Source organism: Streptosporangium sp. NPDC023825, assembly GCF_040639575.1.
Lineage (GTDB): Bacteria > Actinomycetota > Actinomycetes > Streptosporangiales > Streptosporangiaceae > Streptosporangium.
In genome coordinates, this window is record NZ_JBFAAE010000050.1 from 39,509 (window position 1) to 66,456 (window position 26,948).

General features: G+C 72.5%; 24 protein-coding genes. 13 read left to right on the forward strand and 11 right to left on the reverse strand.

Going from position 1 to position 26,948, the window contains the following annotated elements:
• The first annotated feature begins 91 nt into the window (after positions 1-91).
• The gene (locus tag AB0G15_RS32025) at positions 92-916 is read left to right on the forward strand and encodes an isocitrate lyase/phosphoenolpyruvate mutase family protein (RefSeq protein ID WP_362846923.1); all 825 of its coding nucleotides are present in this window, start codon (positions 92-94) and stop codon (positions 914-916) included.
• 56 nt (positions 917-972) lie between these two features.
• On the opposite strand, the gene AB0G15_RS32030 is transcribed toward AB0G15_RS32025, so the two are convergent.
• Positions 973-2,175 carry a PP2C family protein-serine/threonine phosphatase gene (locus tag AB0G15_RS32030; protein ID WP_362846925.1) on the reverse strand — a complete coding sequence of 401 codons (1,203 nt, stop codon included), beginning with the start codon at positions 2,173-2,175 and terminating at the stop codon, positions 973-975.
• Between the two features lie 216 nt (positions 2,176-2,391).
• A complete protein-coding gene (locus tag AB0G15_RS32035; RefSeq protein ID WP_362846927.1) occupies positions 2,392-2,652 on the reverse strand; it encodes a hypothetical protein in 261 nt (86 codons plus the stop codon).
• Positions 2,653-2,898: 246 nt separating this feature from the next.
• Here AB0G15_RS32035 and AB0G15_RS32040 point away from each other — a divergent pair, with 246 nt between their 5' ends.
• Together AB0G15_RS32040 and AB0G15_RS32045 are read left to right on the forward strand one after the other, a co-directional pair.
• Positions 2,899-3,771, forward strand: coding sequence for an MHYT domain-containing protein (locus tag AB0G15_RS32040; RefSeq protein WP_362846929.1), 873 nt, complete (start codon positions 2,899-2,901; stop codon positions 3,769-3,771).
• A 211-nt stretch (positions 3,772-3,982) separates the two neighbouring features.
• Complete coding sequence (locus tag AB0G15_RS32045; protein ID WP_362846931.1) at positions 3,983-5,257, forward strand: aminoglycoside phosphotransferase family protein; 1,275 nt, start codon at positions 3,983-3,985, stop codon at positions 5,255-5,257.
• A 78-nt stretch (positions 5,258-5,335) separates the two neighbouring features.
• On the opposite strand, the gene AB0G15_RS32050 is transcribed toward AB0G15_RS32045, so the two are convergent.
• A complete protein-coding gene (locus tag AB0G15_RS32050) occupies positions 5,336-5,518 on the reverse strand; it encodes a hypothetical protein (RefSeq protein ID WP_362846933.1) in 183 nt (60 codons plus the stop codon).
• A 524-nt stretch (positions 5,519-6,042) separates the two neighbouring features.
• On the opposite strand from AB0G15_RS32050, the gene AB0G15_RS32055 reads away from it, so the two are divergent.
• The gene (locus AB0G15_RS32055) at positions 6,043-7,164 is read left to right on the forward strand and encodes a S1 family peptidase (RefSeq protein WP_362846935.1); all 1,122 of its coding nucleotides are present in this window, start codon (positions 6,043-6,045) and stop codon (positions 7,162-7,164) included.
• A 64-nt stretch (positions 7,165-7,228) separates the two neighbouring features.
• Positions 7,229-7,801 carry a snapalysin family zinc-dependent metalloprotease gene (locus AB0G15_RS32060; protein WP_362686255.1) on the forward strand — a complete coding sequence of 191 codons (573 nt, stop codon included), beginning with the start codon at positions 7,229-7,231 and terminating at the stop codon, positions 7,799-7,801.
• Between the two features lie 141 nt (positions 7,802-7,942).
• Here the strand turns inward: AB0G15_RS32060 and AB0G15_RS32065 are convergent, their stop codons facing one another.
• Positions 7,943-8,434: a GNAT family N-acetyltransferase gene (locus tag AB0G15_RS32065; protein ID WP_362846937.1), complete on the reverse strand. Its 492-nt coding sequence runs from the start codon at positions 8,432-8,434 to the stop codon at positions 7,943-7,945.
• Between the two features lie 217 nt (positions 8,435-8,651).
• Here AB0G15_RS32065 and AB0G15_RS32070 point away from each other — a divergent pair, with 217 nt between their 5' ends.
• Positions 8,652-9,095, forward strand: coding sequence for an SRPBCC family protein (locus AB0G15_RS32070; protein ID WP_362846939.1), 444 nt, complete (start codon positions 8,652-8,654; stop codon positions 9,093-9,095).
• On the opposite strand, the gene AB0G15_RS32075 is transcribed toward AB0G15_RS32070, so the two are convergent.
• From AB0G15_RS32075 to AB0G15_RS32090, 4 genes are all read right to left on the reverse strand, one after another.
• Positions 9,082-9,651 (reverse strand): FxsA family protein, encoded by a 570-nt coding sequence (locus AB0G15_RS32075; RefSeq protein ID WP_362846941.1) that lies wholly within the window; start codon positions 9,649-9,651, stop codon positions 9,082-9,084. The genes AB0G15_RS32070 and AB0G15_RS32075 overlap by 14 nt on opposite strands.
• 239 nt (positions 9,652-9,890) lie before the next feature.
• On the reverse strand, positions 9,891-10,646 hold the full coding sequence (locus AB0G15_RS32080) for a polyprenol monophosphomannose synthase (RefSeq protein ID WP_362846943.1): 756 nt from the start codon (positions 10,644-10,646) through the stop codon (positions 9,891-9,893).
• On the reverse strand, positions 10,646-12,493 hold the full coding sequence (gene lnt, locus AB0G15_RS32085) for an apolipoprotein N-acyltransferase (protein WP_362846945.1): 1,848 nt from the start codon (positions 12,491-12,493) through the stop codon (positions 10,646-10,648). The genes AB0G15_RS32080 and lnt overlap by 1 nt, the downstream gene beginning before the upstream one ends.
• A gap of 596 nt (positions 12,494-13,089) precedes the next feature.
• A complete protein-coding gene (locus AB0G15_RS32090; RefSeq protein ID WP_362846947.1) occupies positions 13,090-15,438 on the reverse strand; it encodes an ATP-binding domain-containing protein in 2,349 nt (782 codons plus the stop codon).
• A gap of 172 nt (positions 15,439-15,610) precedes the next feature.
• On the opposite strand from AB0G15_RS32090, the gene AB0G15_RS32095 reads away from it, so the two are divergent.
• The 6 genes from AB0G15_RS32095 to AB0G15_RS32120 all read left to right on the forward strand — a co-directional run bounded on the left by AB0G15_RS32095 (position 15,611) and on the right by AB0G15_RS32120 (position 22,343).
• The gene (locus AB0G15_RS32095) at positions 15,611-16,807 is read left to right on the forward strand and encodes an ROK family transcriptional regulator (RefSeq protein ID WP_362686237.1); all 1,197 of its coding nucleotides are present in this window, start codon (positions 15,611-15,613) and stop codon (positions 16,805-16,807) included.
• A gap of 130 nt (positions 16,808-16,937) precedes the next feature.
• The gene (locus AB0G15_RS32100; protein ID WP_362846949.1) at positions 16,938-18,281 is read left to right on the forward strand and encodes an ABC transporter substrate-binding protein; all 1,344 of its coding nucleotides are present in this window, start codon (positions 16,938-16,940) and stop codon (positions 18,279-18,281) included.
• A 6-nt stretch (positions 18,282-18,287) separates the two neighbouring features.
• Positions 18,288-19,229 carry a sugar ABC transporter permease gene (locus AB0G15_RS32105; RefSeq protein ID WP_362846951.1) on the forward strand — a complete coding sequence of 314 codons (942 nt, stop codon included), beginning with the start codon at positions 18,288-18,290 and terminating at the stop codon, positions 19,227-19,229.
• Positions 19,226-20,119, forward strand: coding sequence for a carbohydrate ABC transporter permease (locus tag AB0G15_RS32110; protein ID WP_362846953.1), 894 nt, complete (start codon positions 19,226-19,228; stop codon positions 20,117-20,119). Before AB0G15_RS32105 ends, AB0G15_RS32110 begins: the two co-directional genes overlap by 4 nt.
• Positions 20,116-21,375 carry a 6-phospho-beta-glucosidase gene (locus tag AB0G15_RS32115; RefSeq protein WP_362846955.1) on the forward strand — a complete coding sequence of 420 codons (1,260 nt, stop codon included), beginning with the start codon at positions 20,116-20,118 and terminating at the stop codon, positions 21,373-21,375. The genes AB0G15_RS32110 and AB0G15_RS32115 overlap by 4 nt, the downstream gene beginning before the upstream one ends.
• Positions 21,372-22,343, forward strand: coding sequence for a BadF/BadG/BcrA/BcrD ATPase family protein (locus tag AB0G15_RS32120; protein WP_362846957.1), 972 nt, complete (start codon positions 21,372-21,374; stop codon positions 22,341-22,343). Before AB0G15_RS32115 ends, AB0G15_RS32120 begins: the two co-directional genes overlap by 4 nt.
• 137 nt (positions 22,344-22,480) lie before the next feature.
• Here the strand turns inward: AB0G15_RS32120 and AB0G15_RS32125 are convergent, their stop codons facing one another.
• The 3 genes from AB0G15_RS32125 to AB0G15_RS32135 form a co-directional block, all read right to left on the reverse strand.
• A complete protein-coding gene (locus AB0G15_RS32125) occupies positions 22,481-23,416 on the reverse strand; it encodes a nucleoside hydrolase (protein WP_362846959.1) in 936 nt (311 codons plus the stop codon).
• Positions 23,417-23,597: 181 nt separating this feature from the next.
• Positions 23,598-24,074: an Lrp/AsnC family transcriptional regulator gene (locus AB0G15_RS32130; RefSeq protein WP_362686207.1), complete on the reverse strand. Its 477-nt coding sequence runs from the start codon at positions 24,072-24,074 to the stop codon at positions 23,598-23,600.
• 47 nt (positions 24,075-24,121) lie between these two features.
• Positions 24,122-25,738 carry an ATP-binding protein gene (locus AB0G15_RS32135; RefSeq protein WP_362846961.1) on the reverse strand — a complete coding sequence of 539 codons (1,617 nt, stop codon included), beginning with the start codon at positions 25,736-25,738 and terminating at the stop codon, positions 24,122-24,124.
• A gap of 165 nt (positions 25,739-25,903) precedes the next feature.
• On the opposite strand from AB0G15_RS32135, the gene AB0G15_RS32140 reads away from it, so the two are divergent.
• Positions 25,904-26,857 carry a pirin family protein gene (locus AB0G15_RS32140; RefSeq protein ID WP_362846963.1) on the forward strand — a complete coding sequence of 318 codons (954 nt, stop codon included), beginning with the start codon at positions 25,904-25,906 and terminating at the stop codon, positions 26,855-26,857.
• Positions 26,858-26,948 lie beyond the last annotated feature (91 nt).

A 26,948-nucleotide genomic window follows, 5' to 3' on the forward strand; every position in this document is an offset into this window, starting at 1 on the left:
TCCCCGGCGGGGAACCGAGGGGAAGTGGCCCAATCGACTGGGGCGGCATTGGCTCTTAAGATCGGTCCTTTCCTCCCCTAGTGTCGCTTCCATGACCACTTCTACCAGCGAGGACACCGGCGGCACCGCATCGACGGCCCGCGGGAGAGCCTCGGCGCTGCGGGCTCTGCACGTACCCGGCCGGCCGCTGGTGGTCCCCAACGTCTGGGACGCCGCGTCGGCCCGCGCCGTCGAGGCGGCGGGCTTCCCGGTGATCGCCACCGGCAGCGCCGCGATCGCCTCGGTGCTCGGGTACGAAGACGGCGAGGAGACGCCCGTCGGGGAGATGCTGGCCGCGATCGCCCGGATCGGCCGCTCGGTCGGCCTGCCCGTCACCGCCGACATGGAGCGCGGCTACGGGCTGGAGCCCGCGGAGCTGGTCGAGCGGCTCGCCGCCGCGGGGGCGTCCGGCTGCAACCTGGAGGACTCCGACCCCCGTACCGGGGCGATGGCCGACGCCGGCGAGCAGGCCGCCTACCTCGGCGCCGTCAGGGCCGCCGCGACCGCCGCGGGCGTGGACCTGGTGATCAACGCCCGGGTCGACACCTACATCCACGGCACGGGGAGCGCCGAGGAGAGGCTGGCCGAATCGGTGCGGCGGGGCCGCCGCTACCTGGAGGCGGGCGCCGACTGCGTCTATCCGATCTTCGCGGCCGAGGCGGGGGCCGTCCGCGCGCTGGTCGAGGGGATCGGCGGGCCGGTCAACGTCCTTTTCCGTCCCGGCACACCGTCGCTCGGCGAGCTGGCGGACCTCGGGGTGGCCCGCGTGAGTTTCGGCCACGGCCTGCACGAGGCCGTACGGGCGTACGCGGCCCGGATGCTCGCGGCGATCCGGGACGGTGAGAGCCCCTACTCTCCGGGGCTGCCCGCGCCCTGACCCGGCGCCCCGGTACCTGACCCCGGCGTCCCGGCACGACCTCCCCGGAGCCCGGCTCAGAGGCGCAGTTTCCCCTGGGCGCCGCCACGCCACTCCACCAGCAGGACGGTCGCGTCGTCCTGCAGCCTCCCGTCGTGGTACTCCAGCACGCCGCGGACCAGGCGGCGCAGGGTCTCCGGCACGGGAAGGCCGTCGGCGTTGCGGCGGATGATGAAGTCGACGAAGCGCTCCAGGCCGAACTCCTGCCCCAGCCGGTTACGGGCCTCGGTCATGCCGTCGGTGTAGAGGAGCACGCGGTCGCCGGGTTCGAGCTGCTCCCTGCACGGGGTCACGGCCAGCCCCAGGCCGAGACCCATCGGGTGTGCGGGCGGGCACTGCAGGGTGGCGACCCAGCGCCCTCCCCTGATCACCACCGGGGGGTGGTGTCCCCGGTTGACCCAGGTGAACACGCCGGTACACATGTTCAGGTCGGCCAGGATCCCGGTGGCGAAGCGGTTGCCCACGCCGAACTCCTCGATCAGCACCTCCTCGATCCCCTCGCTGACCTCGACGAGGTCGGCGCCCTGGCGGCGGCGGTTGCGGCAGGCGGCCACCGCGAGGTTCGCGGTCAGTCCCGCGGACGCGTCGTGGCCCATCGCGTCGAAGATGGCCAGGTGGGCGGAATCCCCGGCCAGCGCGTAGTCGAAGGCGTCGCCGCCGAGTTCGTAGGCCGGTTCGAGCGCGGCGCCGATCACCACCTTCTCGGTGGCGAAGGTGAGCGGCGGCAGCAGGTTCCACTGCATCTCGGCGGCGACGTTCATCGGCCGGGTCCGTACCAGCCGGGCGTAGGAGTCGCTCTGGGAGTGCTTGCTCACCAGCAGCAGCGCGGTCATGGACGCGAGATGCCTCATGTCCTCCTCGGCCCGTTTCGCGTTCGTCCCCGGCCGGAGGCTGACCCGCAGTATCCCGAGGCGTTCGGTGCCGTCGAGCAGCGGCACCCACCAACGGCCCGGTTCGTCTTCCGAGGAGGGCCTGGACAGGACGCGCACCTCCTGGAAGGCCCGGCCCGCCAGGGTCCCGTCGATCCGGAGCTCGCCCTTCTCCCGCTCCGTCTCCTCACCGGCGCCACGACCGGTCAGCGGGCGCAGCACGTCCTGCTGCAGGTCGGCCAGGTAGATCAGCACGTCGTACAGTCCCACGTGGGCGGCGTGCTCCTCGACGAGGGCCGGCACGTCCTCCATCGCGCTCACGTGGCTGGCCTCGGCCAGTCCCGCGAGCATTCTCGCGCGTCCTTCGTAGGGCCTCATCCTGCCGTTCCCGCGATTCCCGTCCGTTCGCGGTACAGATGACATGGATCCGTCCACGACCACTCCTCGCCACTCACGGCACCACCGGGCGTCCGACGCGGGCGACGCGTCCGGCGTCCATCCAGGACCTCTACCCCCGTCCGGGGGATTGACCCGGTTCCCCCGCGCCCCCTCCGGGCAACCGGTGGATCACCACTCGTCGGCGGGCAGGTCGACGCCGTCGACGCGGTCGTAGATCACCACTCCGTCGGACAGCCTGACCACGCGCACCCTCCTGGCGAGCCCGGCCGTTTCCAGATCACGAGCCGAACGCACCGCGTGCCCGGGGAAGTGGTAGCGGTCGCGGGTGCTCCCGTGCGGCTCGTCGCGCTCGCAGAGGACCTCGTAGCGGTCCTCCGGCCATATCGGAGGCGGCGGCGTCTTCCGTCCTTGACCGGTGAGCCTGGTCATCGGCCCTCCTCCTCTCGGAATGTTCACTTCACGTGAACGGAACAGTCACCAAGTGATCGTTTTAGACATTCTTAATCACTCCATTATGGCCATTCGGAACCTTAGAACTGTAAGGTGAGCACCCCTCGCAGTGATTGGTCGGTCAACCAATCGCGGCCCGGGCCAGCCCACGACGATCCCGCACGCCGCCGGACCCGACCTCTCTTTGGCACGTTCCAATCCCCTCCCGCCCGCCAGGAGCCCGCCATGCCTGCCATCGACCATTTCGCCTACGGGTTCGTCACGCCGGCGGCCTCGTACATCATGTCGAGTATCGGCTGCCTGCTGGGGCTGCTGCTCGCCGCGCGGGCACGCGGGGCGGAGGACGGCTCGCGCGCGCTCTGGCTCGTCGGCGCGGCCCTGTCCATCGGCGGGACCGGCATCTGGGTGATGCACTTCATCGCGATGATGGGCTTCGACGTGCAGGGCACGCCGATCCGCTACGACGTACCGCTGACCGTCGCGTCCGCGCTGCTCGCCGTCGTCGTCGTCGGCGCCGGCCTTCTCCTGGTCTCGCGCAGGGAGGACAGCACCGGCGCGCTCCTCGGCGGCGGGCTGCTCACCGGCCTGGGCGTGGCGGGGATGCACTATCTGGGCATGGCGGCCGTGAACATGTCCGCGCACGTGAGCTACGACCCCCTCCTGGTCGGGTTGTCGCTGCTCATCGCCGTGGTCGCGGCGACGGTGGCGCTCTGGTTCAGCGTGCGCGTACGCGGGGCGCTCGCCACCACCGGCGCCGCCCTGCTGATGGGACTCGCGGTGAACGGGATGCACTACACCGGCATGTTCGCCATCGGCGTCGGTGTACACGACGACGCCGCGCCGGCGAGCGGGGCACAGGGGATGGACTTCATGCTGCCCCTGCTCGTCGGGATCAGCCTGCTCACCCTCGGACTGCTCCTGGCCATCTTCCTGTCCCCCTCCGAGCAGGAGCTGCGAGAGGACGCGGAGCTCCAGTCGCAGCTGCGGCGCGACCGCGCGGGCGACGACCGCCACCCCGCCGGGCCGATGGAACCCCACGCGCAGCCGAACCGGCGGCGCGAGCCCTCCCTGTTCGACGACCACGGCCCCGGGCGCTGACCGGGCACCCTCTCGGACAGAGGGCCTTCTCGGACAGAGGACCCGGTTGGACAAGGGGACCCGGTTGGGCAGGGGACCCGGTTGGGCAGGGGACCCGGTTAGGCAGGGGACCCGGTTAGGCAGGAGCCCGGTTGGGCAGGGGGCCCGGTTGGGCGGGGGGCCCGGCGAAAACCCGTGGCGTCGGCGGCCTCCCCGGCGGCACACTGCCCGCGTGAGCGAAGCATCGGGCCGCACGGTGAGCGCCCTCGTGACGGCCGGCGACGAGTGGCTGGGAACGGTCGGGCCGTTCCCGGTGGCCGACCCCTGGTGGGCCGAGGTCGGATCGGTCGTGGCCCACCTGGAGGAGGTGCTCGGCACGCCCGTGGTGGTGCTGCGCCTGGTCGACGCCGAGGGTCGGGACCGCGGCCCCCGCGAGGGCCACACGACCTACCACGTCGAGGCCCTCGGCCGCCCCACGGCCGGTCCGGCCCCCTTCGGGCCCGGCGCCCCGGACGCGGCAGGAAGGCCGCCCGCGCCCGCGGGCCTGACGACCCCCGTGGCGCACCGGGCGGAGTGGGCGAAGGCCTCGGGGGTGCGCGAGGCGCTGGACTGGGCCCGGACCGCGCTGCGCGAGGCGGGCAGGCCCGCCGAGGGGCCCGCGCGTCAGGTGAAGACGTGGAACCTGGCGGGGCTGTTCCGCATCCCCACGGGCTCGGGGCCGGTCTGGCTGAAGATCACTCCTGGTTTCGCCGCCGACGAGGCCCGCGCGATCGGGATGCTCGCGGCTGAGGACCCCGGCCTGGTGCCCGCCGTCGTGGCGGCCGACACCCCGAACCGGCGGGTGCTCCTGGAGCACGTGCCCGGCGGCGACTGTCACGGGGCACCCCGGGAGATCGTCGCCGAGGCGGTGAGCCGGCTGGCGAGGGCGCAGGCGGCCCTCGCCGGGCGCAGCGGCGCCGGGCGGCCCGGCGGGCTGCCCGACCGCACCCCCTCGGCCCTGGCCGCCCTGGTGGGCGGGCTGCTCGACGGGGAGGCGGCCGGCGACCTGGACGCCGGGGAGCTGCGCCTGGCCCGCCGACTGGCAGGCCGCCTGCCGTCGCTGGTCGCCGCGCTGGAGTCCTGCGGCCTGCCGTGCACGCTGGTGCACGGCGACTTCCACCCGGGCAACTGGGTGTCGGGGCCGCGCGGCACCGTCGTGCTGGACTTCGCCGACAGCCACTACGGTCACCCCGCCCTCGACGGGCTGCGACCCCGCGACTTCCTGCCCGCCGGCCGCTGGGAGGCGGCTGCGGACGCCTGGTGCGAGACGTGGGCGGCGAGCGTCCCCGGCTGCGACCCGGCCCGCGCGCTGATCCTGGCGGAACCGCTGCAGCATCTCGCGTACGCCCTCCGCTACCAGGAGTTCCTCGACAACATCGAACCCAGCGAGCGGCGCTACCACGAGGGTGACCCGGCGCAGGCCGTCCGCGCGGCCGTGGCCGCCGCCGAGGTGGCCGGCCTCCTCTGAGGGGATCTCCCCCGCGTCCACGGGCCTTTCCTCGCCTGCGGGACCGGGACCGGTGGCGGCCGGTGGGCGGGCGGCCCGTCACTCACCCGCGCACAGCGCGGGAGCCTTCTTGTGCGGGTAGACGTGGTCCAGCTCGTGGCCGGGCGGCAGGACGCAGCGGCGCTCGCCGGGCTCGGTGTGCGGGCACCGGAGCGCGTCGACGCGGCGCGGCAGCGTCGCCGTCTCCTCGCTCCCGCCGTCGGCGGCGGCCTCGTCAGTCATGACACGTGTCCTTCTGTGACATCCGGGCCGCGGCGGCCGGACGGTGGGGGGCCGGGACGGCGGTCCGCGCGGGGCGCGTCCGGGGGAGGCACGGGACGGATCCCGCGAGGGCGCCTTCCCCGCGGCCGGCCGCACGTGCGGCGCAGCGACCCATCCTCGCGAGTTCTGGATGTCCAGAACATGTCATCGACGCTGCTCCGTTTGGTCGCTGTCAAAAGTCGGCACCCGTGCGCCGAAGGCGCGGCGACCAGTCTTCCAGAGTTCCCCCCGGCCGCGCGAGAGGGAAAAGCACGCGATCGTCGATCACTCACCCGCTGTTTCGGCCGTATTCCTCGGCAGTTTCGGTCATATCACCGCCTCGGGAGGCGGGCGTCCGCAACCCTCGCGCAGGTCGCCGCCCCCTCGCCGGTCATAGCCCCAGAAAGCCATCGAGGCCCCCATAACATCGCGGTAGGGATTCTTTGGGAGATCCCTCTGCGGGCCTCTCCCCCATACCTTGACATCACCCCTCACAAGGAGTGTTCATGTTACGTCGAGGTACCCTCCTGACCGGCGCCGCTACCGTGGCCCTGTACCTGGTCGCCACCGTGGCGCCCGCCGTCGCAGCATCCGCCCCCCCTGCCCCCCAGCCTCCCGCGGCCATGCTCGACGCCCTCCAGCGCGACCTCGGCCTCACCGCCGAACAGGCCGTCCAGCGCCTGGCCAACGAGCACCGCGCGGCCGCCTCCGAGGCCGCCCTGACCCAGGAGCTCGGCGCCGAGTACGCCGGCGCCTGGCTCAACGGTGACGCCTCCCAGCTCTCCGTGGCGACCACCGACGCCGCCGACGCGGGTGCCATCAGGGCCAAGGGCGCGCAGCCCGTGATCGTCGGCCGTTCCCTCGCCGGCCTCGAGGCCGTCAAGGCCAAGCTCGACGGGGCGTCGGCGGAGGCGAAGGCGGGCGCGTCCCTCTGGTATGTCGACGTCACGACCAACAGTGTCGTGATCCTCGCCGGCAGCCAGGCCGCAGGCGAGGCCCTCGCCGCCGCCGCCGGCGCCGACAAGAACGTCGTGAAGGTGGCGCTCTCCACCGAGCAGCCCCAGGCCTTCATCAACATCATCGGCGGCAACGCCTACTACATCGGCGGCAGCCGCTGCAGCATCGGCTTCTCCGCGCGCCGGGGCAGCGCCCCCGGCTTCGTGACCGCCGGCCACTGCGGCAGGGCGGGAGCCACCACCACCAACCCCTCCGGCTCCTTCTACGGCTCGTCGTTCCCCGGCAACGACTACGCCTGGGTCTCCACCCCCGGCCACACCGTGACCCCCTACGTCCGCGGCTCCGGCGGCGCCAACGTCACCGTGCGCGGCTCCACCCAGGCCTCGGTCGGCGCCTCGATCTGCCGCTCCGGCTCCACCACCGGCTGGCGCTGCGGCGTCATCCAGCAGCACAACGCCAGCGTGCGGTACTCGCAGGGCACGGTGAGCGGCCTGACCCGCACCAGCGCGTGCGCCCAGCCCGGCGACTCCGGCGGCTCGTTCATCTCCGGCAGCCAGGCCCAGGGTGTCACCTCCGGCGGCTCGGGCAACTGCAGCACCGGCGGCACGACCTACCACCAGCCGGTCAACGAGATCCTCTCGGCGTACGGGCTGACGCTCGTCACCGGCTGATCTCGCCTCCTCACCAGCTGCTCGCCGTGAGCAACCCCCCGATGGCCGAGGAGGCCCGCTAGAGATGTCCAGAATCATCCGCTTCGGCGTCGCCCTCATCCTGGGGCTGGCCTTCCTGGTGACGGTCACCCCCGCCCAGGCGGCGCCCGCCCACGCGGCGGACGCCCGCACCGCAGTGGTTCGCGTGCTCAGATACGACGCGAGCAGGGCCGCGGAGTTCCGGTCCGCCGTCGACCAGGCGGCCCAGATCTGGAATTCCAGCGTCTCGAACGTACGACTGGTGGCCGGCAGCCCCGCGGACTTCGTGGTGCTCGCCGACAACGGCTGGCCCCGTGCGCAGCCCACCAGCCTGGGTCGCGGAACGGTGTGGATGGGACGGCAGGCGACCGCGCAGGGCCACAACCCGCTGCGGATCGCCGCCCACGAGATCGGCCACATCCTGGGCCTGCCCGACCGGCGTACCGGCCGGTGCACGGACCTGATGTCCGGCGCGAGCGCGGGCACGAGCTGCACCAACCCGAACCCGAACGCGGCGGAGAGAGCCGAGGTCCAGCGCAACTTCGCCGGATTCACCCCGGCGATCGACTTCGGTCAGATCTACGTCGACAGCCCCGAGCACGCGGCGTCCCCCTCCTAGACGGACGCCCGCGAGCACCTCGCCGGTCCGGCCGTTCCCTCGGCCGGGCCGGCGAACCCGTGTCCGGGGACCGGCCGAGGCCCGGCTCCCGGCGGGCGGGAGATCACCGGAACGTCCCGCCCCCAGCGTGCGAAGCCCGCGTCAGAGGGGTTTCTCGAAGCAGAGGGAGCCGGGGAGCCGGTCGTAGGGAGGGAAGACGGGGATGGGGGTGTAGCCCTCCCGCTCGTACATCCGCACCGCGTCCGGCTGGCGGGGGCCGGTCTGCAGGACGACCCGGGGCGCGCCCAGCGCGCGGGCCGCGTCCTCGGCGGCGGCCAGCAGGGCCCGCGCCACGCGGGTGCCCCGGTGGGACGGGGTCACGAACATCCGCTTGAGCTCCATGTCGTCACCGAGCCCGCGCAGCGCCACGTGGCCGACCGCGAGGCCCTCCGCCGTGTAGGCGACCCCGGTGTAGGCGACGGTCTCCGGCTGGACGTTCATGCCGCTGGGCATGAGACCGGCGACGGCGAGCAGGTCGGCGTAGCGGGCGTCCATCTCCTCCGTCATGGCCCGCCGGAGCGCCACGGCCGCCGTGTCGTCCCAGCCGACCGGCCGGACCTCGATCAGGCCGGTTCCCTGCGCGAACGCGGTCATGTGCGAAACCGCCCCTCTTCCCGTTCTCGCGGCCGCGGACCGTCCTGGGCTCGCCGCGGCGCGTGTCGCGCCGTCACGCCCTCACGATTCCGGGTCACGCTAAATCCCGACTCAAAAGGTAGAAAAACAGGGTTTTCCTGTCAACGTCCACGGCAGGATCTCACGGACACGGCGACGCCCGAGGGTCGGCCACCGGTCACGGGGGAAGGATCCAGGCATGACCAGTTCCCACATCAGCGTCTCGGTGGACGCGCACACCCCGCCGGAACGGGTGTTCGCCGTGCTCACCAACTGGCCGAGACACGACGAGTGGATGATCCTGACCCGGGCGCGCGTCACCGCCGGGAACGGCCACAGCGTCGGCAGCCGCCTGGAGGCCTTCACCGGGGCGGGGCCTGCCGGGTTCCTCGACACCATGGAGATCACCGAGTGGGACCCGCCGAGGAGCGTGGGGGTCCGGCACACCGGATGGCCGGTGCGCGGCACCGGGGTCTTCCGCGTGCTGCCCCGCGAGGGCGGCGGCAGCACGATCGTCTGGGAGGAGGAGCTCGACGTGCCGTTCGGCGCGGCCGGGCGGCTCGGCTGGCAGGTGATCAAGCCGCTGAACGCGGTCCTGTTCCGGTTCTCGCTGCGCCGCCTGGCCGCGCTCAGCGGTCGGTGAGACCCCGGCCGGAGTCTCCGGCGCCGCCGCCCGGCGCCCCCGCGCCACCCGGCTCGTCGCGGACGACCTCGCCGTGGACGACCGGCCCCGAGCCCGGAGGCCTCCCGGCGTCGCGCAGCAGGTCGAAGGGCGATCCCGGGCCGCCGAACGGCGAGCCGAGCCCGGCGCCCGCCGCGTTCCTGGCGACGAGGGTGCGGACCCGGCGGGCGAAGAACCAGGATCCGAGCCTGCGGACCATCGGCCGGGTGAACGGCAGCAGGCACAGGAAGCCGAGGACGTCGGTGAGGAACCCCGGGGTGAGCAGCAGCGTGCCGCCCACGAGGACCAGCCCGCCGTCGGCGAGCTCACGGTCGGGCATCCGGCCGCTCTGCAGCGCGCCCTGGAGATTGCGCCAGGCCCGGCGGCCCTCGCGGCGCACGATCCAGGCGCCGAGCAGGCTGTCGGCGAGCAGGAGGGCCACCGTCGGCCACCCGCCGATGACCTGGCCGACCTGGATGAGCACCCATATCTCGAGGACCGGCACCACGAGGAAGGTCAGGAACAGCAGAATGCGCATTTTCGCCTCAACTCGTGCGACAGCCGTACGACATGAACAACGTCCCGGAGCGGCGGCGCGTTCCGCGTTCGCTCAGCGTGGACGGCGTCCTCAGCGGACTCTCAGGATCGCGCCCCCGGGGAGTCCGGCGGCCTCGCGGGAGCGTCCCCGGCGGCCCGGACGCGGGACCGCGGAGCCGCGTCCGGACCGTCAGGACATCCGGGCCGCCCGGGCGGGCGCGAGACCTCGCAGCCGCGGGGTCAGCGACGGCGATCGCGGCGGCGGCGCAGGCGGGCGGGCAGGCCGGTGACGCCCCACACCGTGATCCGCCACAGGGCCTCGACCACGATGCCGCGGCTCATCTTGCTGGCCCCGACGGTGCGCTCCACGAAGGTGATGGGCACCTCCTTGACGCGCATCCCGCAGACGGCCGTACGCAGGGTCAGGTCCACCTGGAAGCAGTAGCCGCGCGACTCGACGTCGTCCAGGCTGATCTTCTCCAGGGCCGAGGCGCGGTAGGCGCGGAAGCCCGCGGTGGCGTCCCGGACCGGGAGGCCGAGCACCAGCCGGGTGTAGATGTTGGCGCCGCGCGACAGGAACTCCCGCGAGGCCGGCCAGTTGACGACCTCGCCGCCGGGCACCCACCGGGACCCGATCGCCAGGTCGGCCCCCTTGGCCAGCGCGTCCAGCAGCTTGGGCAGCTCCTCCGGCTGGTGGGAGCCGTCGGCGTCTATCTCCACGAGGACGCCGAAGCCCTCCCCCAGGCCCCAGCGGAAGCCCGCGATGTAGGCGGCGCCCAGGCCCTGCTTGGCCGGCCGGTGCAGCACGTGGACGTGGTCGTCGTCGGCCGCCAGCTTGTCGGCGATCGCCCCCGTGCCGTCGGGGCTGTCGTCGTCCGCGATCAGGAGGTGGGCCTCGGGCACGGCCGCGCGCAGCCGCCGGGTGATCAGTGGCAGGTTCTCCCGCTCGTTGTACGTCGGGACGATGACGAGCACCCGACCAAGCATCCGCTCCATCACGCGTCTCCCACCTGCTGATCATCCTCCCGGTTCACGGGGCGCCCCGCGCGGGGCGCCCGGCGCCGCCAGGCGGCGGCCACGGCACCCGCACCCACAAGTATCAGGGCCCATTCGGGCAGCGCGCCCACGCGGGTGGCGACGGTTTCCGCGGTCCTGACCGGAACGGTCAGCACGTTCATGGCGGGCACCAGCTCGCCGGTCCGCCAGGCGATCGAACCGCTCGGGGTCACATACGCCGAGATGCCGGTGATCGCGGAGGTGATCACCGCCCGATTGTGCTCCACGGCCCGCAGCTGGGACATGGCGAGCTGCTGGGGCGGCAGGTTGGTCAGGGCGTAGGTGGCGTTGTTGGTCTGCACCACCAGCGGCGTGGCACCCGTCCTGGCGGTGTCGCCCACGATGCCGTCGAAGGCCACCTCGTAGCAGTTGATCGCCCCGACCGTCACCGGGCCCAGCTTGAGGTCGCCGTCGCGGGTGCCCGCCACCGACTGCCTGCCGACCAGGGAGGCCCGCTCGAACAGGGCCAGCACGAGACCCTTGAGCGGGGTGAACTCCCCGAAGGGGACCAGCTGCTGCTTGTCGTAGTAGGCGCCGGGGCCGGTGACCGGGTCCCAGACGATGCTGCGGGTCGCCCGGTTGCTCTCGCCGATCCTGACCACGGCGCCGACCAGGACGGGCACCCCGACGTCCTTGACCGCCGCGTCGATCTCGTTCCGGGCGAACTCGTCGCTCAGCGGGTCGATGTCGGTGGAGTTCTCCGGGAGCACGACCAGGTCGGGGCGGGGCGTCCTGCCCTCCCTGACGTCCCGTGCCATCTGGTGGAGCATCCGGGTGTGGTTGCCGAGGACCACGGCGGGCTCGTCGCCCAGCGGGTGCATGCCCCGGCCGGGGACGTTGCCCTGGATGACGCCGACGGTCACGTTCCTGCCCTCGTCGCCGTACCGGGGGACGGCGAGGGCCGCGGCCGGCACGGCGAGCGCCCCGGCGAGCGGCAGGACCAGGGGCAGGGCCAGCGCCCTTCCCCGGCGCGCGCCTCCGGCGGGGCGGGGGCCCGGGGACGCGGGCGGGCCCGAGGACGTGATCGGGCGGGAGGCCGTGATCGAGCGGAGGGCGGGGAACGAGCGCACCGCCGCCAGGGCGAGCAGGCCGCCGCACAGGGCCACCGCGAAGCTCACCAGCGGCGCCCCGCCGAGCGCCGCGTACGGGGTGAAGACCGACTCCCCCTGGCTGAAGGCCACCCGCGCCCAGGGGAATCCGCCGAAGGGGAACCGTCCCCGCGCCCACTCGGCCGCCACCCAGAGCGCGGCGCTCCACAGCGGCCACAGGGGCAGCCGGGTCACCAGGGCGGTCCCCGCCCCCCAGGCGGCGTAGAAGACGCTCTCCATCGCGACCAGGCCCAGCCAGGCGTCGGCGCCGATCGGGCTCACCCAGTGCAGGCCGGGCAGCAGCAGGGCGGACCCGGCCAGGAGCCCGAGCCACGCGCCCCGGCGCGGACGGGTGCCGCGGACCGCCAGGACCGCCAGGGTCATGCCGGGCGGCGCGAGGAACCACAGCCCGAGCGGCGGGAAGGCGAGGAACATCAGCAGGCCGCCGGCCACCGCGCCCGCGACGCGGGAGGGCAGTGCCAGGCGCGAGGCGGGAGGCGGGTCCTCCACGCCGGGCGGGTCCTCCACGCCGGGCGGGCCGTCGGCGGCCACGGCCACCGGACGCTCCGGGAGAGCGCCCGCCGGACCGCTCACCGGGCCGTCCGCCGGAACCCGTCCGAGGCCGGCCGCCGGGCCGGCCGCAGGATCGCCCGCCGCGGGCCTCTGCGGTACCGGGACGGCCGTCTTGTCCTGCACCACGGGCGGGGCTCCTTGCGATGTCGTGCGGGCGGGTGGCGCCTGGTCTTCCCAGCCGGGCTTCCTAGCCGGAACGGTACCGCCCGGCGGGCACGCCCCCAAAAGCCCTGCACCATATCAACCAGAAACAACCTTAAAGCACTATAAATCGACAGAAACTTCCACAAGTAGCTCCAGAGCGGCAACGGGGCGGCCCGGGGTGTCCTTTCGACACCCCGGGCCGCCCCGACGCTTGCGGCGCTCGCACGGGAGCGGGAAGAGGGCCCGGGCGACCCTTCGGACCGGTTCCGTCCCGTCGGCGGCGAGCGCGGATTGCCGTTGTCTACTGGGTGCCCGGACCCCTCCTGGGTCCAACCCCCCGCCCGGAAGGAGTGCCCCGCCTCGACGGACTGCAGGCCCTGCGCCTGGCTGTACGGACGGGGGGATCCCCCCGTCACGGGCGCAGGAGACGGCGATGTCGAAAGGCGGCCGACCGGCCAGTCCCGTGCTGGACTGGGCAGCAAACTACCGAGCCCAGCGCAGATGTCAACCGTGTCACCAACTGCGGAAACATCAAGTTTTCGCAGCTGGGACATGATCGACGAGAGCCGTCAATGGTCTCATGTGATCCGATGTCTCTCAAGTCGAGCGAGCGCGTCGGGAAGCGGACCGTCGTGCACGACGCCAAGCCGCTGGGTGGCGCGGGTCAACGCCACGTAAAGATCGCTCGCCCCGCGCGGGGACTCGTCCAGGATCAGCTCCGGCTCGACCACGACGACCGCGTCGAACTCCAGCCCCTTGGCCTCGGCGACGGTCAGCACCGCCACCTGCGCGTCCAGGGCCGCCGCCCCCGGCCCGGCCACCGCGCCGTCGACGGAGCGGACCACGATCTCCCCGAACTCCCCGGCGCGCGACTCGGGAACGATCACGACGAGCCGCCCGCCCTCGACGACCTCGGCCTTGACGACCTCGCCGAGGGAGGCCGTCGGCGAGGTCGCCCACGGACGCGATCCCGTCTCCCTGACCGAGGCCGGGGCGGTCAGCGCCGGGTCGACCAGGGTGAGCACGTCGGCGGCCACGGCCATCAGCTCGGCCGGGGTGCGGTAGTTGACGCTGAGGGTCTCCTCGCGCCAGCGCCCCGACACGTACGGGTCGAGGACCCGGCCCCAGGAGCGCGCCCCGGCCGACGAACCGGTCTGGGCCAGGTCGCCGACGATCGTCATCGACCGCGTCGGGCAGCGGCGCATCAGCATCCGCCAGTCCATCGGCGACAGCTCCTGCGCCTCGTCGACGATGACGTGGCCGAAGGCCCAGGTGCGGTCGGCCGCCGCGCGCTCGGCGGTGGTCAGGAAGACGTCGTCGCCGAGGTGGCGGGCGGCGAACTTCTCGGCGTCCATGATGTCGGACAGGCCGGTCAGCTCCAGGACCTCCTTGGCGTAGGCGAGCTGGTGCTGCCGCTCGTCGAGCGCGGCGGCGCGCTGCGCCGCCTGCTCCTCCTCGGCCATCCAGGCCCCGGCCCGCAGCACCGCCGGGTCGATGTCGCCGAGCAGCTCGGCGGCCTCGTCCAGGAGCGGCACGTCGGACTCGGCCCACCAGTTCTCCCCCGTGCGGGGCGGCTCGCGCAGCATCAGCTCGCGCTCGGCCTCGCCGAACTCGGCGGCGGCGTGGTCGAGGCGCTCGCGGGAGGTGAACAGCCCGATCAGGAGCTGCTGCGGGGTGACGTAGGGCCACAGCCGGTTCAGGGCCGCCTTGACGGGCCGCTCGGTGCGCAGGTCCTCGCGGATGTCGGCCAGCTCGTCGTCGTCGATCATTCCCTTGCCGAGCTGCCTGGCGGCCTGCCGGGCGAGCGCGTTGAGCAGGTGGCGGACGAAGACCGCGCGGGCCTCGTTGTGCGCCCTCTTGGAGCGGGAGGCCCGGTTGCGGGCGGCCTCCAGGACGTTGCCCTCCAGCCGCAGGGTGTAGCGGTCGAGCTTGATCTCGATCGGCTTGCGCGGCACCCGCTGCCGCTCGCGCACGGCCCGCGCCACGACCTGGGCCATCCGGGCGTCGCCCTTGACCGCCGCCACCTCGGGACGCTCCTTACGCCCGGGGACGACCCCCGGGTACAGCTCGGAGACGGTCGACAGCAGCACGTCGGTCTCGCCCAGGGAGGGCAGCACCTGCTCGATGTAGCGCAGGAAGGTCAGGTTCGGCCCGAGGATGAGCACGCCCCTGCGGGCCAGTTTCTCCCGGTGGGTGTAGAGCAGGTAGGCGGCGCGGTGCAGCGCGACCACGGTCTTGCCGGTGCCGGGACCGCCCTGCACGACCAGCACCCCGCCCAGGTCGGAGCGGATGATGCGGTCCTGCTCGGACTGGATGGTGGCGACGATGTCGCGCATCCGGCCGGTGCGCTTGGCCCCCAGGGAGGCCAGCAGCGCGGCCTCCCCGTTGAGGGTGGCCACGTCCTCCTCGGTGAGGCTGTCGAGATCCAGGAGATCGTCGTCGATCCCGATCACCGTGCGGCCCTTGGTCTGCAGGTGGCGGCGGCGGGTGACGCCCATCGAGGCCGCCGGGGTGGCGCCGTAGAAGGGCTGCGCCACCGGCGCCCGCCAGTCGATCAGCATCCGGCGCTGGTCGTCGTCGGCCATGCCGATGCGGCCTATGTAGAGTGAGGTGTCGTCGGCGTTGTCGAGCCGGCCGAAGCACAGGCCGTTCTCGACCGCCCACAGGCGGCCCAGGCGCTCGGCGTACATCCCGGCGAAGCTGTCACGCTCGGAGCGGTTCTGATGCGTGCCGCCACTTCCGCCCTGCGCGAGGACGCCGTCCAGCTGCCGCTGGGTGCGCTCGCGCAGCAGATCGAGCCGGGCATAAAGGCAGGAAACATACTCCTGCTCCCGGGTCAGCTCGATTTGACGGGTTGCCGTCGCTCCATTATCGTTGCTAGTAATGGGATACTCCGGGCCATTGCGCTGGTTGTTATGACAAACCATCACCTTAGCAGGTCCGTCGAGAAGTTTACCCGCCCCTCCGTCATCACAGCTTGATTGCGGCGCTCCCTGCCTGCTTGACGAAAATCCGCCGGGTTCCTTACATTCACTCGAAGTTAGGAAAGTTTCCTAACTTTGCGTCATCAGTGGATGCAAGGACGCACGCGGAGGATCAGTGACCCAGCCGACGCCCGGCACCCCCAGCCTGCTGCGCGCGATCAACGACCGCGCCGCCCTGCAGGCGCTGCTGGAGCGCGGCCCGCTGACCCGCCCGGAGATCGGCGCCCTCACCGGCCTGTCCAAGCCCACCGCCTCACAGCTTCTCATCCGCCTGCAGGAGGCGGGCCTGGTCGTGCTCGACGGCATCCGCGAGGGGCTGCCCGGCCGCACCGCCGAGGTCTACCGGCTCAACCCCGCCGCCGCGCACGTCGCCGCGCTGGACGTCACCCGCGCGGGCATCGACGTCAGGGTCGCCGACATCACCGGCGCCGTGGTCGGCGAGCACCACCTGCCCAGTCCCGGCCGCTCCGGCGGCGACGCGCTGGAGCGGGTCAGGGCCGCGCTGGAGGGCGCGGGCGCCCCCGCGGCGCTGCGGCGCGTGGTCATCGGCGTGCAGGGCACGATCGACCCCGGCACCGGCAAGATGGCGTACGCCACCAGCAAGGACATGCCCGGCTGGCACATCCCCGACCTGGTCCGCACCCTCGGCGACGGCCTGGGCGTGCCGGTCGCCGTGGAGAACAACGTCAACCTCGTCGCCCAGGCCGAGCAGGCGCACGGCGTGGGCCGCGGCCACCGCGACTTCGTCCTGCTGTGGGCCGACGAGGGCCTCGGCGCCGCGCTGGTCCTCGGCGGGCGGCTGCACCGGGGCGCCACCGGCGGCGCGGGAGAGGTCGGCTACATGCCCACCCCCGGCGCGCCGACCGCCAGGGACACCGGCCGCTACGCCAACCACGGCTACCAGGCCCTCACCGGCGGCCCCGCGGTGCTCAAGATCCTCAGATCGTACGGCGTGCGCGGCACCGCGCCCGCGCAGGCGGTGCTGAACGCCGTGCAGGCCTCGGCGTCCACCGGCAGGCGCGCCGACGACGCCCGTGCCGGGCTGCGCGACATCGCCTCCCGGATCGCCGTCGGGCTGGCCGCGATCACCTCCGTCGTCGACCCCGAGATCATCGTGCTGACCGGCGGCACCCTCCTCGCCGGCGGCGACACCCTGCGCGAGCTCGTCGAGCACGAGCTCCACGCGCTCACCATCCCCCGGCCCCCGCTGCTGCTGTCCACCGTCGAGGGCAATCCCGTCCTCGCCGGCGCGCTCGACCTCGCCCTCGCGACCGCGCGTGACGAGGTCTTCAGCTCCACCCTCCCCTCCTGACCCCTCCTGACCCCGCCGCCCCCCGAACCCGCACAGGCCCCGAACCGTACGAGCCGTACGGTTCTCACCCGACCCCGCTGGACCCCGCCCGGAACCCCGCCAGATCCACCGCCCCCAGGAGGCAGCCGTCGTGCACCGACGCTTTCTCACCCTCGCCCTGGCCACCCTGACGGCCGCCACCCTGACCGCCTGCACCGCGGGCACCGAGAGCGCGCCCGCGCTGGGCTCCCAGCCCAGACCCTCGGGCTCCGCCTCCGCCGCGCTGCCGGCCTCCACCATCGAGCTGTGGCACGGGTTCTCCGCGCCGGCCGAGGTCAAGGCGTTCGAGGACGCCATCGCGGGCTTCCGCACGAAGTTCCCCCAGATCACCGTCAAGCTGGTCAAGGGCGTGCAGGACGACCAGATCACCCAGGCGGTGCGCGGCGGGAAGGCGCCGGACGTCGCCTCCTCGTTCACCACCGACAACGTGGCCCAGTGGTGCCGCAGCGGAACGTTCCAGGACCTCACCTCGGTGATCGAGCAGGACGGCATCGACCTGTCCGTGCTGCCGGAGGTCTCGCGCTCCTACACCGAGTACGAGGGCAAGCGGTGCGTGATGCCGCTGCTCGCCGACGCGTACGGGCTCTACTACAACAAGGCCCTGATGAAGGGCGAGCAGCCGCCCAGGACGCTCTCGGAGCTGACCGAGCTGACCAAGAAGCTCACCGTCCGCGACGCGGACGGGAACATCAAGGTCGCCGGGTTCGTCCCGAGCTTCCAGTACTACGAGAACTCCGCCTCGCACATGGGCCCGATGGTCGGCGCCACCTGGTACAAGCCGGACGGCACCTCGGCGGTCGGCTCCGACCCGGCGTGGAAGGAGCTGCTGCGCTGGCAGAAGGAGCTCGTCGACTGGTACGGGTACGACAAGCTGGAGAAGTTCCGCAAGAGCCTGGGCCAGGAGTGGTCGGCCGACCACCCCTTCTACAAGGGCAAGATCGCCATGATCCTGGACGGCGAGTGGCGCAACGCCATGCTCGCGGGCGAGGCCGGGGACATCGACTACGGCACCGCGCCGCTCCCGGTCTCCGACGCCAAGCCCGACCTGTACGGCAGCGGCTTCACCGCGGGCACCGTGATCGGCGTGCCCAAGGGCGCCAAGAACCCGCAGGCCGCCTGGGAGCTGGTCAAGTATCTGACCACCGACACCTCGGCGCTGGTCACGCTCTCCAACGCGCTGCGCAACGTGCCGACCACCAAGGCGTCGCTGGAGTCGCCCGACCTGAAGAAGGACGCGAACTTCCAGACCTTCCTCGACATCTTCGCCCACCCGAAGACGAGCACGGTCCCGGCCAACGTCAACAGCACCTTCAACCAGGACTCGCTGCAGGAGTTCCTGGTCAAGTGGGAGAACGGCTCGGCCACCGACCTCGACGCCGGGCTCGCCGCGGTCGACAAGCGCCTCGACGACAAGATGAAACTGTCCGGGGGCTGATCCTCGATGAGCACCGTCCGCGCCGCGCCGCCCCTCCGGCGGCGCGGCGAGGGCCTCAAGGCCCTCCTGTGGATGTCGCCCTGGCTGGTGGGGTTCGCGGTGTTCTTCGCCTACCCCCTCGCGGCGACGGTCTACTTCTCCTTCCACCGCTACGACCTGTTCACGCTGGAGTTCGTCGGCCTGGACAACTACCGCTACTTCCTGGTGGACGACCGGGCCTGGGCCTCCATCGGGAACACGCTGTGGCTGGTGGTCCTCATGGTCCCCGCGCAGGTGCTCTTCGGGCTGGGCGTGGCGTGGCTGCTCACCCGGCTCAAGTCGGGCGCCGGCTTCTTCCGCACGGTGTTCTACCTGCCGTCGCTGATCCCGGTGGTGGCCGGCACGGTCTCCTTCGTGTTCCTGCTGAACCCCTCGGGGCCGCTCAACCAGTTCATCGAGCTCTTCGGGATCGCCGCGCCCGACTGGTTCGGCGACAAGGACTGGTCCAAGCCCGGCCTGACCATGCTGGCCATGTGGGGCATCGGCAACACCATGATGATCTTCCTGGCGGCGCTGCTGGACGTGCCCAGGCACCTGTACGAGGCCGCGGCCATCGACGGGGCGGGCGCGTGGCGGCAGTTCAGGAGCATCACCCTGCCGACGATCTCGCCGGTCCTGATGTTCTCGACGGTCACCGGCGTCATCTACGCCCTGCAGTACTTCACCCAGGCGATGATCGCCTCCCGGGTCGCGGCGGGGGTCACCGACTCCCCCGGCAGCACCTTCGTGCCCGGCTACCCGGAGCTGTCGACGCTGACGCTGGCCCAGTGGCTGTTCCACGTGGGCTTCCGCGACTTCAGCATGGGGTACGCCTGCGTACTGGCCCTGCTGCTGTTCGCGTTCTCCACGGTCTTCACCCTCATCCTGCTCCGCAGGTTCCGCGCGTTCGACGAAGGAGGCGACCGGTGACCGCCGTGGCCACGAGGCCCGCCGAGGCCTCCTCCCCCGGGCCGCGCCCCGCCGCGCGCGGCCCGCGCGTCCGGGTGATCCTGTACTGGATCGCCACCCACGCCCTCGCCGTCGCGCTGTCGCTGATGTTCGTCGGCCCGCTGGTGTTCGTGGCGCTGACGGCCGTGATGAGCAACGACCAGGCGCTCACCGGCGACCTGTGGCCCCGCACCTGGAACTGGGCCAACTTCGCCGACGTGTTCGCCAGGTCGCAACTGCTGGCCTGGCTGGGCAACACGTTCCTGTACGCCGGGCTCGGCACCGCGTTCATGCTGCTGTCGTCGATCCCGGTGGCGTACGCGATGGCCCGCTTCCGCTTCCGGGGGCGCAAACTGGCCTTCCTCGCGGTCATCACGATGATGATGCTGCCGCCCCAGGTCGTCGCGGTGCCCGTCTATCTCATCTGGGCGCGCCTGGACCTGACCGGCACGCTGTGGCCGCTGATCCTGCCGATGCTGCTCGGCGACGCCTTCTCCATCTTCCTGCTCCGGCAGTTCCTGGTCAGCATTCCCCGGGAGTACACCGAGGCCGCCAGGGTGGACGGCTGCTCGGACTTCCGGACGCTCGTCAGGGTAGTCCTGCCGATGGCGCGCCCGGCGATCGCGGCGGTGGGCCTGTTCCAGTTCTTCTACTGCTGGAACGATTACTATGGTCCGCTGCTCTACGCCCAGACAAACGAGGCGAACTGGACGCTCTCCCTCGGGCTGGCGTCCTTCCGGGCACTGCACAGCGTGCAGTGGAACCTCACCATGGCGGCGACGTTGCTCGTCATGGCCCCGGTGATCATTGTGTTCTTCTTCGCCCAGAAGGTCTTCATCGAGGGCGTCACGCTGACAGGAGTAAAAGGGTGAAACTCGCCGTTGTCGGGGGCGGCTCGACGTACACGCCGGAGCTGATCGACGGGTTCGCGCGGCTGCGCGACGAGCTGCCGCTGACCGAGATCGCGCTGGTCGACCCGGACACCCACCGGCTGGAGCTGGTGGCGGGGATGGCGCGCCGGATGCTCGCGCGGGCCGGCCACCCGGCCACGGTCGTCGCGACCACCTCGGTCGAGGAGGGCGTCGCCGGGGCGCACGCGGTCCTGCTGCAGCTGCGCGTCGGCGGCCAGGCGGCGCGCAACGTGGACGAGACGCTGCCGCTGGAGTGCGGCTGCGTCGGCCAGGAGACGACCGGCGCGGGCGGGCTGGCCAAGGCGCTGCGCACGGTGCCGGTGGTGCTCGACATCGCCGAGAAGGTCAGGAGGCTCGCGCCGGACGCCTGGATCGTCGACTTCACCAACCCGGTCGGCATCGTCACCAGGGCGCTCCTTGAGGCCGGGCACCGGGCCATCGGCCTGTGCAACGTGGCCATCGGCTTCCAGCGCCGCTTCGCCGCGAACCTGGGCGTCGCCCCCGAGCGGATCTCGCTGGGCCACGTCGGCCTGAACCACCTCACCTGGGAGCGGGCCGTCCACCTGGACGGGGTGGACGTGCTGCCCAAGCTGCTGGAGAGCCACGCCGAGGAGATCGGCCGGGACGTCGGCCTGCCCGCCGCGCTCATCCGCCACCTGGGCGTGGTGCCCTCCTACTACCTGCGCTACTTCTACGAGCACGACCTGGTGGTGCGGGAGCAGCGGACCAGGCCGTCGCGCGCGGCCGAGGTCGCGGCGATGGAGAAGTCCCTGCTGGAGCTGTACGCCGACCCCGCGGTGGACACCAAGCCCGAACTGCTGGGCAAGCGCGGCGGGGCCTTCTACTCCGAGGCCGCGGTGGCGCTGATCGCCTCCCTGGTCGGCGACCGCGGCGACACCCAGGTGGTCAACCTGCGCAACGACGGCACGCTGCCGTTCCTGCCCGACGAGGCGGTCATCGAGGTCCCGGCCACGATCACCTCGGCGGGCGCGGCCGCGCTGCCCGTCGCCCCGGTGGAGCCCCTCTTCGCCGGGCTCATCGCCCACGTCACGGCGTACGAGACGCTGGCGATCGAGGCCGCGCTGCACGGCGGCGAGGACCGCGTCGCCGACGCGCTGCTGGCGCACCCGCTGATAGGCCAGGCCTCGCTCTCCGGCGACCTGGCCAGGCGCCTGATCGAGGCCAACCGCGGGCACCTTTCCTGGGCGACCGCGTGAGAACGGTCCTGGCGGTCGACGGCGGAAACAGCAAGACCGACATCGCGCTGGTGGCCGAGGACGGCTCGGTCCTCGCCACCGGGCGCGGCGGCGCCTTCCAGCCCCAGACCACGGGGGTGGGCGTCGCGATCGACGTGATCGGCGACACCGCGCGCTCCGCGCTCGGACCCGGCGCGGCCACGCCGTACGCCGACCACGTGGCCGCCTACGTGGCGGGCGCGGACCTGCCGGTGGAGGAGGAGGCGCTCCGCGCGGAGATCCTCTCCCGGGGGTACGGCGGGGAGGCGGTCGTCGGCAACGACACCTTCGCGCTGCTGCGCGCCGGGGCCTCCGGGCCCGCGGGGGTGGCCGTGGTGTGCGGCGCGGGGATCAACGCGGTGGCGGTCTCCCCTTCGGGGGAGGTCGCGAGATACCCGGCCCTGGGACGGCTCACCGGCGACTGGGGCGGCGGCCTCGGCCTCGGCGAGGAGACGCTCTGGCACGCGGTGCGCGCCGAGGACGGCCGGGGCCCGGCGACCGCGCTGGCCGCCGCGGTCCGCGAGCACTTCGGCACCCGCACCGTCGAGGAGGTGTCCCTGGCCGTCCATTTCGGCGAGCTGCCCTACGGCAGGCTGAACGAGCTGGTGCCGGTGCTGATGGCGGTCGCGGCCCAGGGGGACGGGACGGCCCGCTCGCTGGTGGCGCGGATGGCCAAGGAGGTCGTCGTGCTCGCGGTGGTCGCGATGCGCCGCCTGGACCTGCTCTCCGTCCCGATGGAGGTGGTCCTGGGCGGCGGCGTGCTCACCGCCCGCCACCCGCTCATGAGCGAGCTGCTGGAACGCGGCTTCGCCGAGAGCGCGCCGCAGGCCAAGCTGATCGTCTCCGACGTCGCGCCCATCATGGGCGCCGCCCTCCTGGGCCTGGACGCCCTCGGCGCCACCGAGGACGCCAGGGCCCGGCTCCGGTCCCACTTCCACGCTCTGACCTGACATTTATTGAAATATCTTGACATCGCACCGCGCACGGCCCGCGTCTCACGGCGCGGGCCGCGGCATGCGTGGACCCCGCCGCGGGACCGCTCCCCCGATCCCCCGATCCCCCGAGCGGCCCGTCTCCGGGAGCCGCCTCAGGGCTCGATCGACTCCGCGACCCGGGCGTAGACGGTCAGCAGGAGGTCCCAGAAGCGGTCCACGTCGAGGGAGGTGCCGACCAGGGCGTTGGGGGCGCGGCCCCGGAGGGCGAAGTCGGTCACGGTCATCCCGGCGGTGAAGCGGCCCGCCGTCTCGACGTCCACGACGGCGGGTTCGAGGGTGATCAGCGACGGGTCGATCAGGTGGGCGATCGCGCAGGCGTCGTGGATCGCGGGCCCGTCCTCGGCGGTGATCATGCCGTAGAACCGCACGCACGGCAGGAGCAGGTCGGCGCCGAGCCGGCCCATCGCCGCCATGCGCTCCGCTACCGCCAGCGTGGTCACGGCATCGCGGCTCACGTCAAGTCCGATCATGGTCACCGTCCAGCCCGCGCCGAAGACGACCGCGGCGGCCTCCGGGTCGGCGGCGATGTTGAACTCGGCCGCGGGAGAGAAGTTGCCCCGCGTGTAGGACCCGCCGAGGATCGTGAGTCCCCGCGCCCAGCCGACGATCGCGGGTTCCCTGAGCACGGCGAGCGCCACGTTGGTCAGCGGGCCGATGGCGACCAGGGTGACCTCGCCCGGGTCGGCCCGGAGCGTCTCGATGATGAAGTCCGCGGCGTGCCCGGTGGCCGGCGGGAGCGACGCCGGGGGCAGCAGCGCGTCCCCCAGCCCCGAAGCGCCGTGCACCCCGGCCGCGTTCACCCGGGGGCGCAGGAGCGCGCCCGCGCTGCCCGCGACGACCGGCACCCCGCCGAACCCCAGGAACTCGCGGAGCCGCAGCGCGTTGTCGGTGGTCCTGGCCAGCTCGACGTTGCCGCCGACCGTGGTGATCCCCAGGATCTCCAGCTCGGGGCTCCCGTGGGCGAGGACGAGCGCCAGCGCGTCGTCGATCCCCGGGTCGCAGTCGATGACGATCTTTCTGGGAGGCACCCGTCCAGCTTGGAGCAACCACCTCATACCCGGCAAGTCGGGCACTTCTCGCCGGAGAGAGGGCAGGCCGTCCACCGCGCCGGGGAAAACGCCGGCGGCCTTTCGCGGGCCCGTTCCCGGCGCGCGGGCGTCGTCCGGCGGCGCCGCTCACGTCACGCGCCGGGGGCCGTCCCCGAGACGGTCAGGCGCGCTCCTCGGCCCTGCCGCCGTCCTCGCCCGCCGGCTCCGGGGTGCGGTGCTCGTACGGCGTGCTGAGCACGACCGTGGTGCGGGTGGAGACGTTGGCGGCGGTGCGGATCTGGTTGAGCAGTTCCTCGAGCGCGATCGGCGAGGCCACCCGGACCTTGAGGATGTAGCTCTCGTCCCCCGCCACGCTGTGGCAGGCCTCGACGGCGCTCAGATGGGCCAGCCGCTCCGGGGCGTCGTCGGCGGCGGCCGGGTCTATCGGCTTGATGGAGACGAACGCGGTGAGCGGCAGCCCGATGGCGTCGTAGTCGACCAGCGCGGCGTATCCCCGCAGCACGCCGCGCTTCTCCAGCCGGCGCACCCGCTGGTGCACCGCCGACACCGAGAGCCCGGTCTCCCTGGCGAGATCGGTGAAGCTCATCCGGCCATCCCTGGCCAGCAATGTGACGATACGGCGGTCGATCTCCTCCATCCGGTAAACGGTAACGGCATTCGGATACCGCGCGTACCCTCCGCGTGTCACGGCACGGTCCCAACCGCGATCTCCGCGGAGTCCTCCCGTCCGGCCTCGGCCTCGCCCTCCCGCTCCGGCGAGACGGCCTCGGCGGGCAGCGTGATGACGAAGCGGGCCCCCTCGGCGTACTCGGTGTCCAGCCGGATCGTGCCGCCGTGCTGCTCCACGATCTTCCTGCAGAGCGCCAGGCCGATGCCGGTGCCCTCGTAGGCGTCCCGCTGGTGCAGCCGCTGGAAGATGATGAAGATCTTGTCGGCGAAGTTGGGCGGGATGCCGATGCCGTTGTCGGTCACGGTCATCCGCACCTCGCCGTCGATCCGCTCGGACTCGATCCCGATCCGGGGCGCGCGGCCGGGGTCGCGGAACTTCAGGGAGTTGCCGATCAGGTTCTGCCAGAGCATCACGAACTGGGTCCGGTCCCCGACGACGGTGGGCAGGTCGCCGACCTCGATCTCGGCCCCGGACTCCTCCACCGCCGCGGAGAGGTTGACCAGCGCCCTGGCGACCACGTCGTTCAGGTCCATCTCGACGGGCTCCCTGCTGACCCGTCCCACCCGGGAGAAGGTGAGCAGCTCGTTGATGAGCACCTGCATGCGCTTGGCGCCGTCCACGGCGAAGTCGATGTAGGTGTTGGCCCGGTCGTCGAGCTGGGAGGCGTACCGCTGCTGGAGCATCTGGCAGAACGAGGCGATCTTCCGCAGCGGTTCCTGCAGGTCGTGCGAGGCCACGTAGGCGAACTGCTCCAGCTCCGCGTTGGAGCGCTTGAGCTCCTCGGCCTGGGCGGCGATCCGCAGCCGGGAGCCTCGGGCCTCCTCCAGCTCGGTGACGATGCGCCGGCGCATCGCCTCCATGTCGTCGGCCAGCTCGGCGAGGTCGGCGGGGCCGCCGGTGTCGACGTGGTGGGTGAAGTCTCCCATGGTGACCCGGCGGGAGGCCTCGCGCAGGCGGGCCAGGGGACCGAACACCCCGATCCTCAGCAGCACCGCCACCGTGACGATGGTGAGCAGGAAGGCGGCCAGGATGCCGAAGAAGGTGGCGTCCCTGACCGTGCGGGCGGCCTCCAGCTCGGCGCGGGCCAGCTCCCTCGCGCGGGCCCAGGCGGCGTTCTGGGTGTCGAGCGCCTTCCTGACGGCGTCGAAGGAGCGCTTGCTCTCCTCGGACTGCGCGGCGCTCACGCTCTCCGGGCCCTCGTCCCTGACGCTGGCGATCATCGGCTCCGCGTAGCGGGCCCGCCACTCGGCGGCCAGCCGTCCCACTTCGCCGAGTGTCCGCAGCGGTTCCGCGCCCGGCGCCAGCCGCTCGATCTGCGTCGACACGGTGGTCTCGTCGCGCCGCCCCTCCACGTACGGCTGCAGGAACTCCTCCTTGCCGGTGATGACGAAGCCGCGCACCCCGGTCTCCTGGTTCAGCAGGGTCGCCTGCAGGCGCTCCGCCTGGATCCTGCCCACCGAGATGTGGTCGATCAGCCTGTTGGAGGCGGACGCCGCGTTCCGCAGGACCGTGGCACCGACGATCGCCGACACCCCCAGCAGGACGGTCATGACGAGCAACACGACGTTGAACCACGTCTGCGCGCTCCAGCGGCTCTTGCGGGATCCGCTCGGAGGTGTCTCGGTGGTCATTCGGCCTCTCACTTCACGCGGTGTCCGTCCCGCCGGAGCCGTAGGTGCCCGGCGGGGTGGACGAAAGATACCGGAACCGGCCGCCGGCCACGCATGTGATCCCCTCCCCGGGGGGCGAAGCCACCCGATGTCCGATAAGGGCGGATCGCGACATACATTCGCGGAATGAGCAACCTGGAAACGGATCCCCGCGAGTCGGCCTGCGGCGGCCTCGCGGACGTGGCGGCGGAGCCGGTGAACGAGCTGCTGACCGGCCGGGACGTGGTGCTGGGCGGCCCCCGGGCGATGAAGGTCACCAGAACCCTGCCGAACCGGGACGTCAGGATGGTCGGCGCGTGGTGCTTCGTCGACCACTACGGCCCCGAGCGGGCGAGGATGCACGTCCCCCCGCATCCGCACACCGGCCTGCAGACCGTCAGCTGGCTCGTGCAGGGTGAGATCCTGCACCGCGACAGCGTCGGCAGCGAGCAGCTGGTCAGGCCGGGCCAGCTCAACCTGATGACCGCCGGGCGGGCCATCTCCCACGCGGAGGAGTCGCCCGCCGAGGCCCTGCTGCACGGGGTCCAGCTGTGGGTGGCGCTCCCCTCCGCCGCCCGCGACACCGCCCCCGCCTTCGAGCACCACCCGGCGCTGCCCACGTTGACCTCTCCGGGAGTGACGGTGACCGTCATCATGGGCGAGCTGGGCGGTGTCACCTCCCCGGCGACGATCCACACCCCGCTGGTCGGGGCCGAGGTGACGCTGGAGGCGGGCGCCGGGACCTCGGTCCCGCTGCGTCCCGGCTTCGAGTACGCCGTGCTGGCCCTGTCCGGCACCGTACGGGTCGGCGAGACGGCTCTGTCCCCCGGGCCGCTGCTCTACCTGGGCAGCGGACGCTCGGAGCTGGCCCTGGGCGCCGAGGGCCCCGGGCGGCTGCTGCTCGTCGGCGGCGAGCCGTTCGAGGAGCGGATCGTCATGTGGTGGAACTTCGTCGGCCGCAGCCACGAGGAGATCGCCGGGTTCCGGCGGGAGTGGATGGAGGGCGAGGGGTTCGGCACGGTGCCCGGCGCGGGAGCCGCCCCGCTGCCCGCGCCCGAACTGCCCCTGACCCCCCTCAAGGCGCGCGGGCGCCGCCGCTAGTGTCCTGCGTCAGAAATTCGTCGGCAATATCTGGCGAGTGATTCGAGGATCTCTTCGGCGGTCTTCTTCCAGACAAATGGGCGTGGGTTGT

Excerpts from the sequence above, each read along its gene's own strand:
- AB0G15_RS32035 (WP_362846927.1), bottom strand. The coding sequence starts at position 2,652 with ATGACCAGGCTCACCGGTCAAGGACGGAAGACGCCGCCGCCTCCGATA.
- AB0G15_RS32070 (WP_362846939.1), top strand. The coding sequence starts at position 8,652 with ATGACCAGTTCCCACATCAGCGTCTCGGTGGACGCGCACACCCCGCCG.
- AB0G15_RS32105 (WP_362846951.1), top strand. The coding sequence starts at position 18,288 with ATGAGCACCGTCCGCGCCGCGCCGCCCCTCCGGCGGCGCGGCGAGGGC.
- AB0G15_RS32140 (WP_362846963.1), top strand. The coding sequence starts at position 25,904 with ATGAGCAACCTGGAAACGGATCCCCGCGAGTCGGCCTGCGGCGGCCTC.
- AB0G15_RS32040 (WP_362846929.1), top strand. The coding sequence starts at position 2,899 with ATGCCTGCCATCGACCATTTCGCCTACGGGTTCGTCACGCCGGCGGCC.
- AB0G15_RS32080 (WP_362846943.1), bottom strand. The coding sequence starts at position 10,646 with ATGGAGCGGATGCTTGGTCGGGTGCTCGTCATCGTCCCGACGTACAAC.
- AB0G15_RS32030 (WP_362846925.1), bottom strand. The coding sequence starts at position 2,175 with ATGCTCGCGGGACTGGCCGAGGCCAGCCACGTGAGCGCGATGGAGGAC.
- AB0G15_RS32025 (WP_362846923.1), top strand. The coding sequence starts at position 92 with ATGACCACTTCTACCAGCGAGGACACCGGCGGCACCGCATCGACGGCC.
- AB0G15_RS32075 (WP_362846941.1), bottom strand. The coding sequence starts at position 9,651 with ATGCGCATTCTGCTGTTCCTGACCTTCCTCGTGGTGCCGGTCCTCGAG.
- AB0G15_RS32130 (WP_362686207.1), bottom strand. The coding sequence starts at position 24,074 with ATGGAGGAGATCGACCGCCGTATCGTCACATTGCTGGCCAGGGATGGC.
- AB0G15_RS32065 (WP_362846937.1), bottom strand. The coding sequence starts at position 8,434 with ATGACCGCGTTCGCGCAGGGAACCGGCCTGATCGAGGTCCGGCCGGTC.
- AB0G15_RS32090 (WP_362846947.1), bottom strand. The coding sequence starts at position 15,438 with ATGGTTTGTCATAACAACCAGCGCAATGGCCCGGAGTATCCCATTACT.
- AB0G15_RS32055 (WP_362846935.1), top strand. The coding sequence starts at position 6,043 with ATGTTACGTCGAGGTACCCTCCTGACCGGCGCCGCTACCGTGGCCCTG.
- AB0G15_RS32060 (WP_362686255.1), top strand. The coding sequence starts at position 7,229 with ATGTCCAGAATCATCCGCTTCGGCGTCGCCCTCATCCTGGGGCTGGCC.
- AB0G15_RS32135 (WP_362846961.1), bottom strand. The coding sequence starts at position 25,738 with ATGACCACCGAGACACCTCCGAGCGGATCCCGCAAGAGCCGCTGGAGC.
- AB0G15_RS32050 (WP_362846933.1), bottom strand. The coding sequence starts at position 5,518 with ATGACTGACGAGGCCGCCGCCGACGGCGGGAGCGAGGAGACGGCGACG.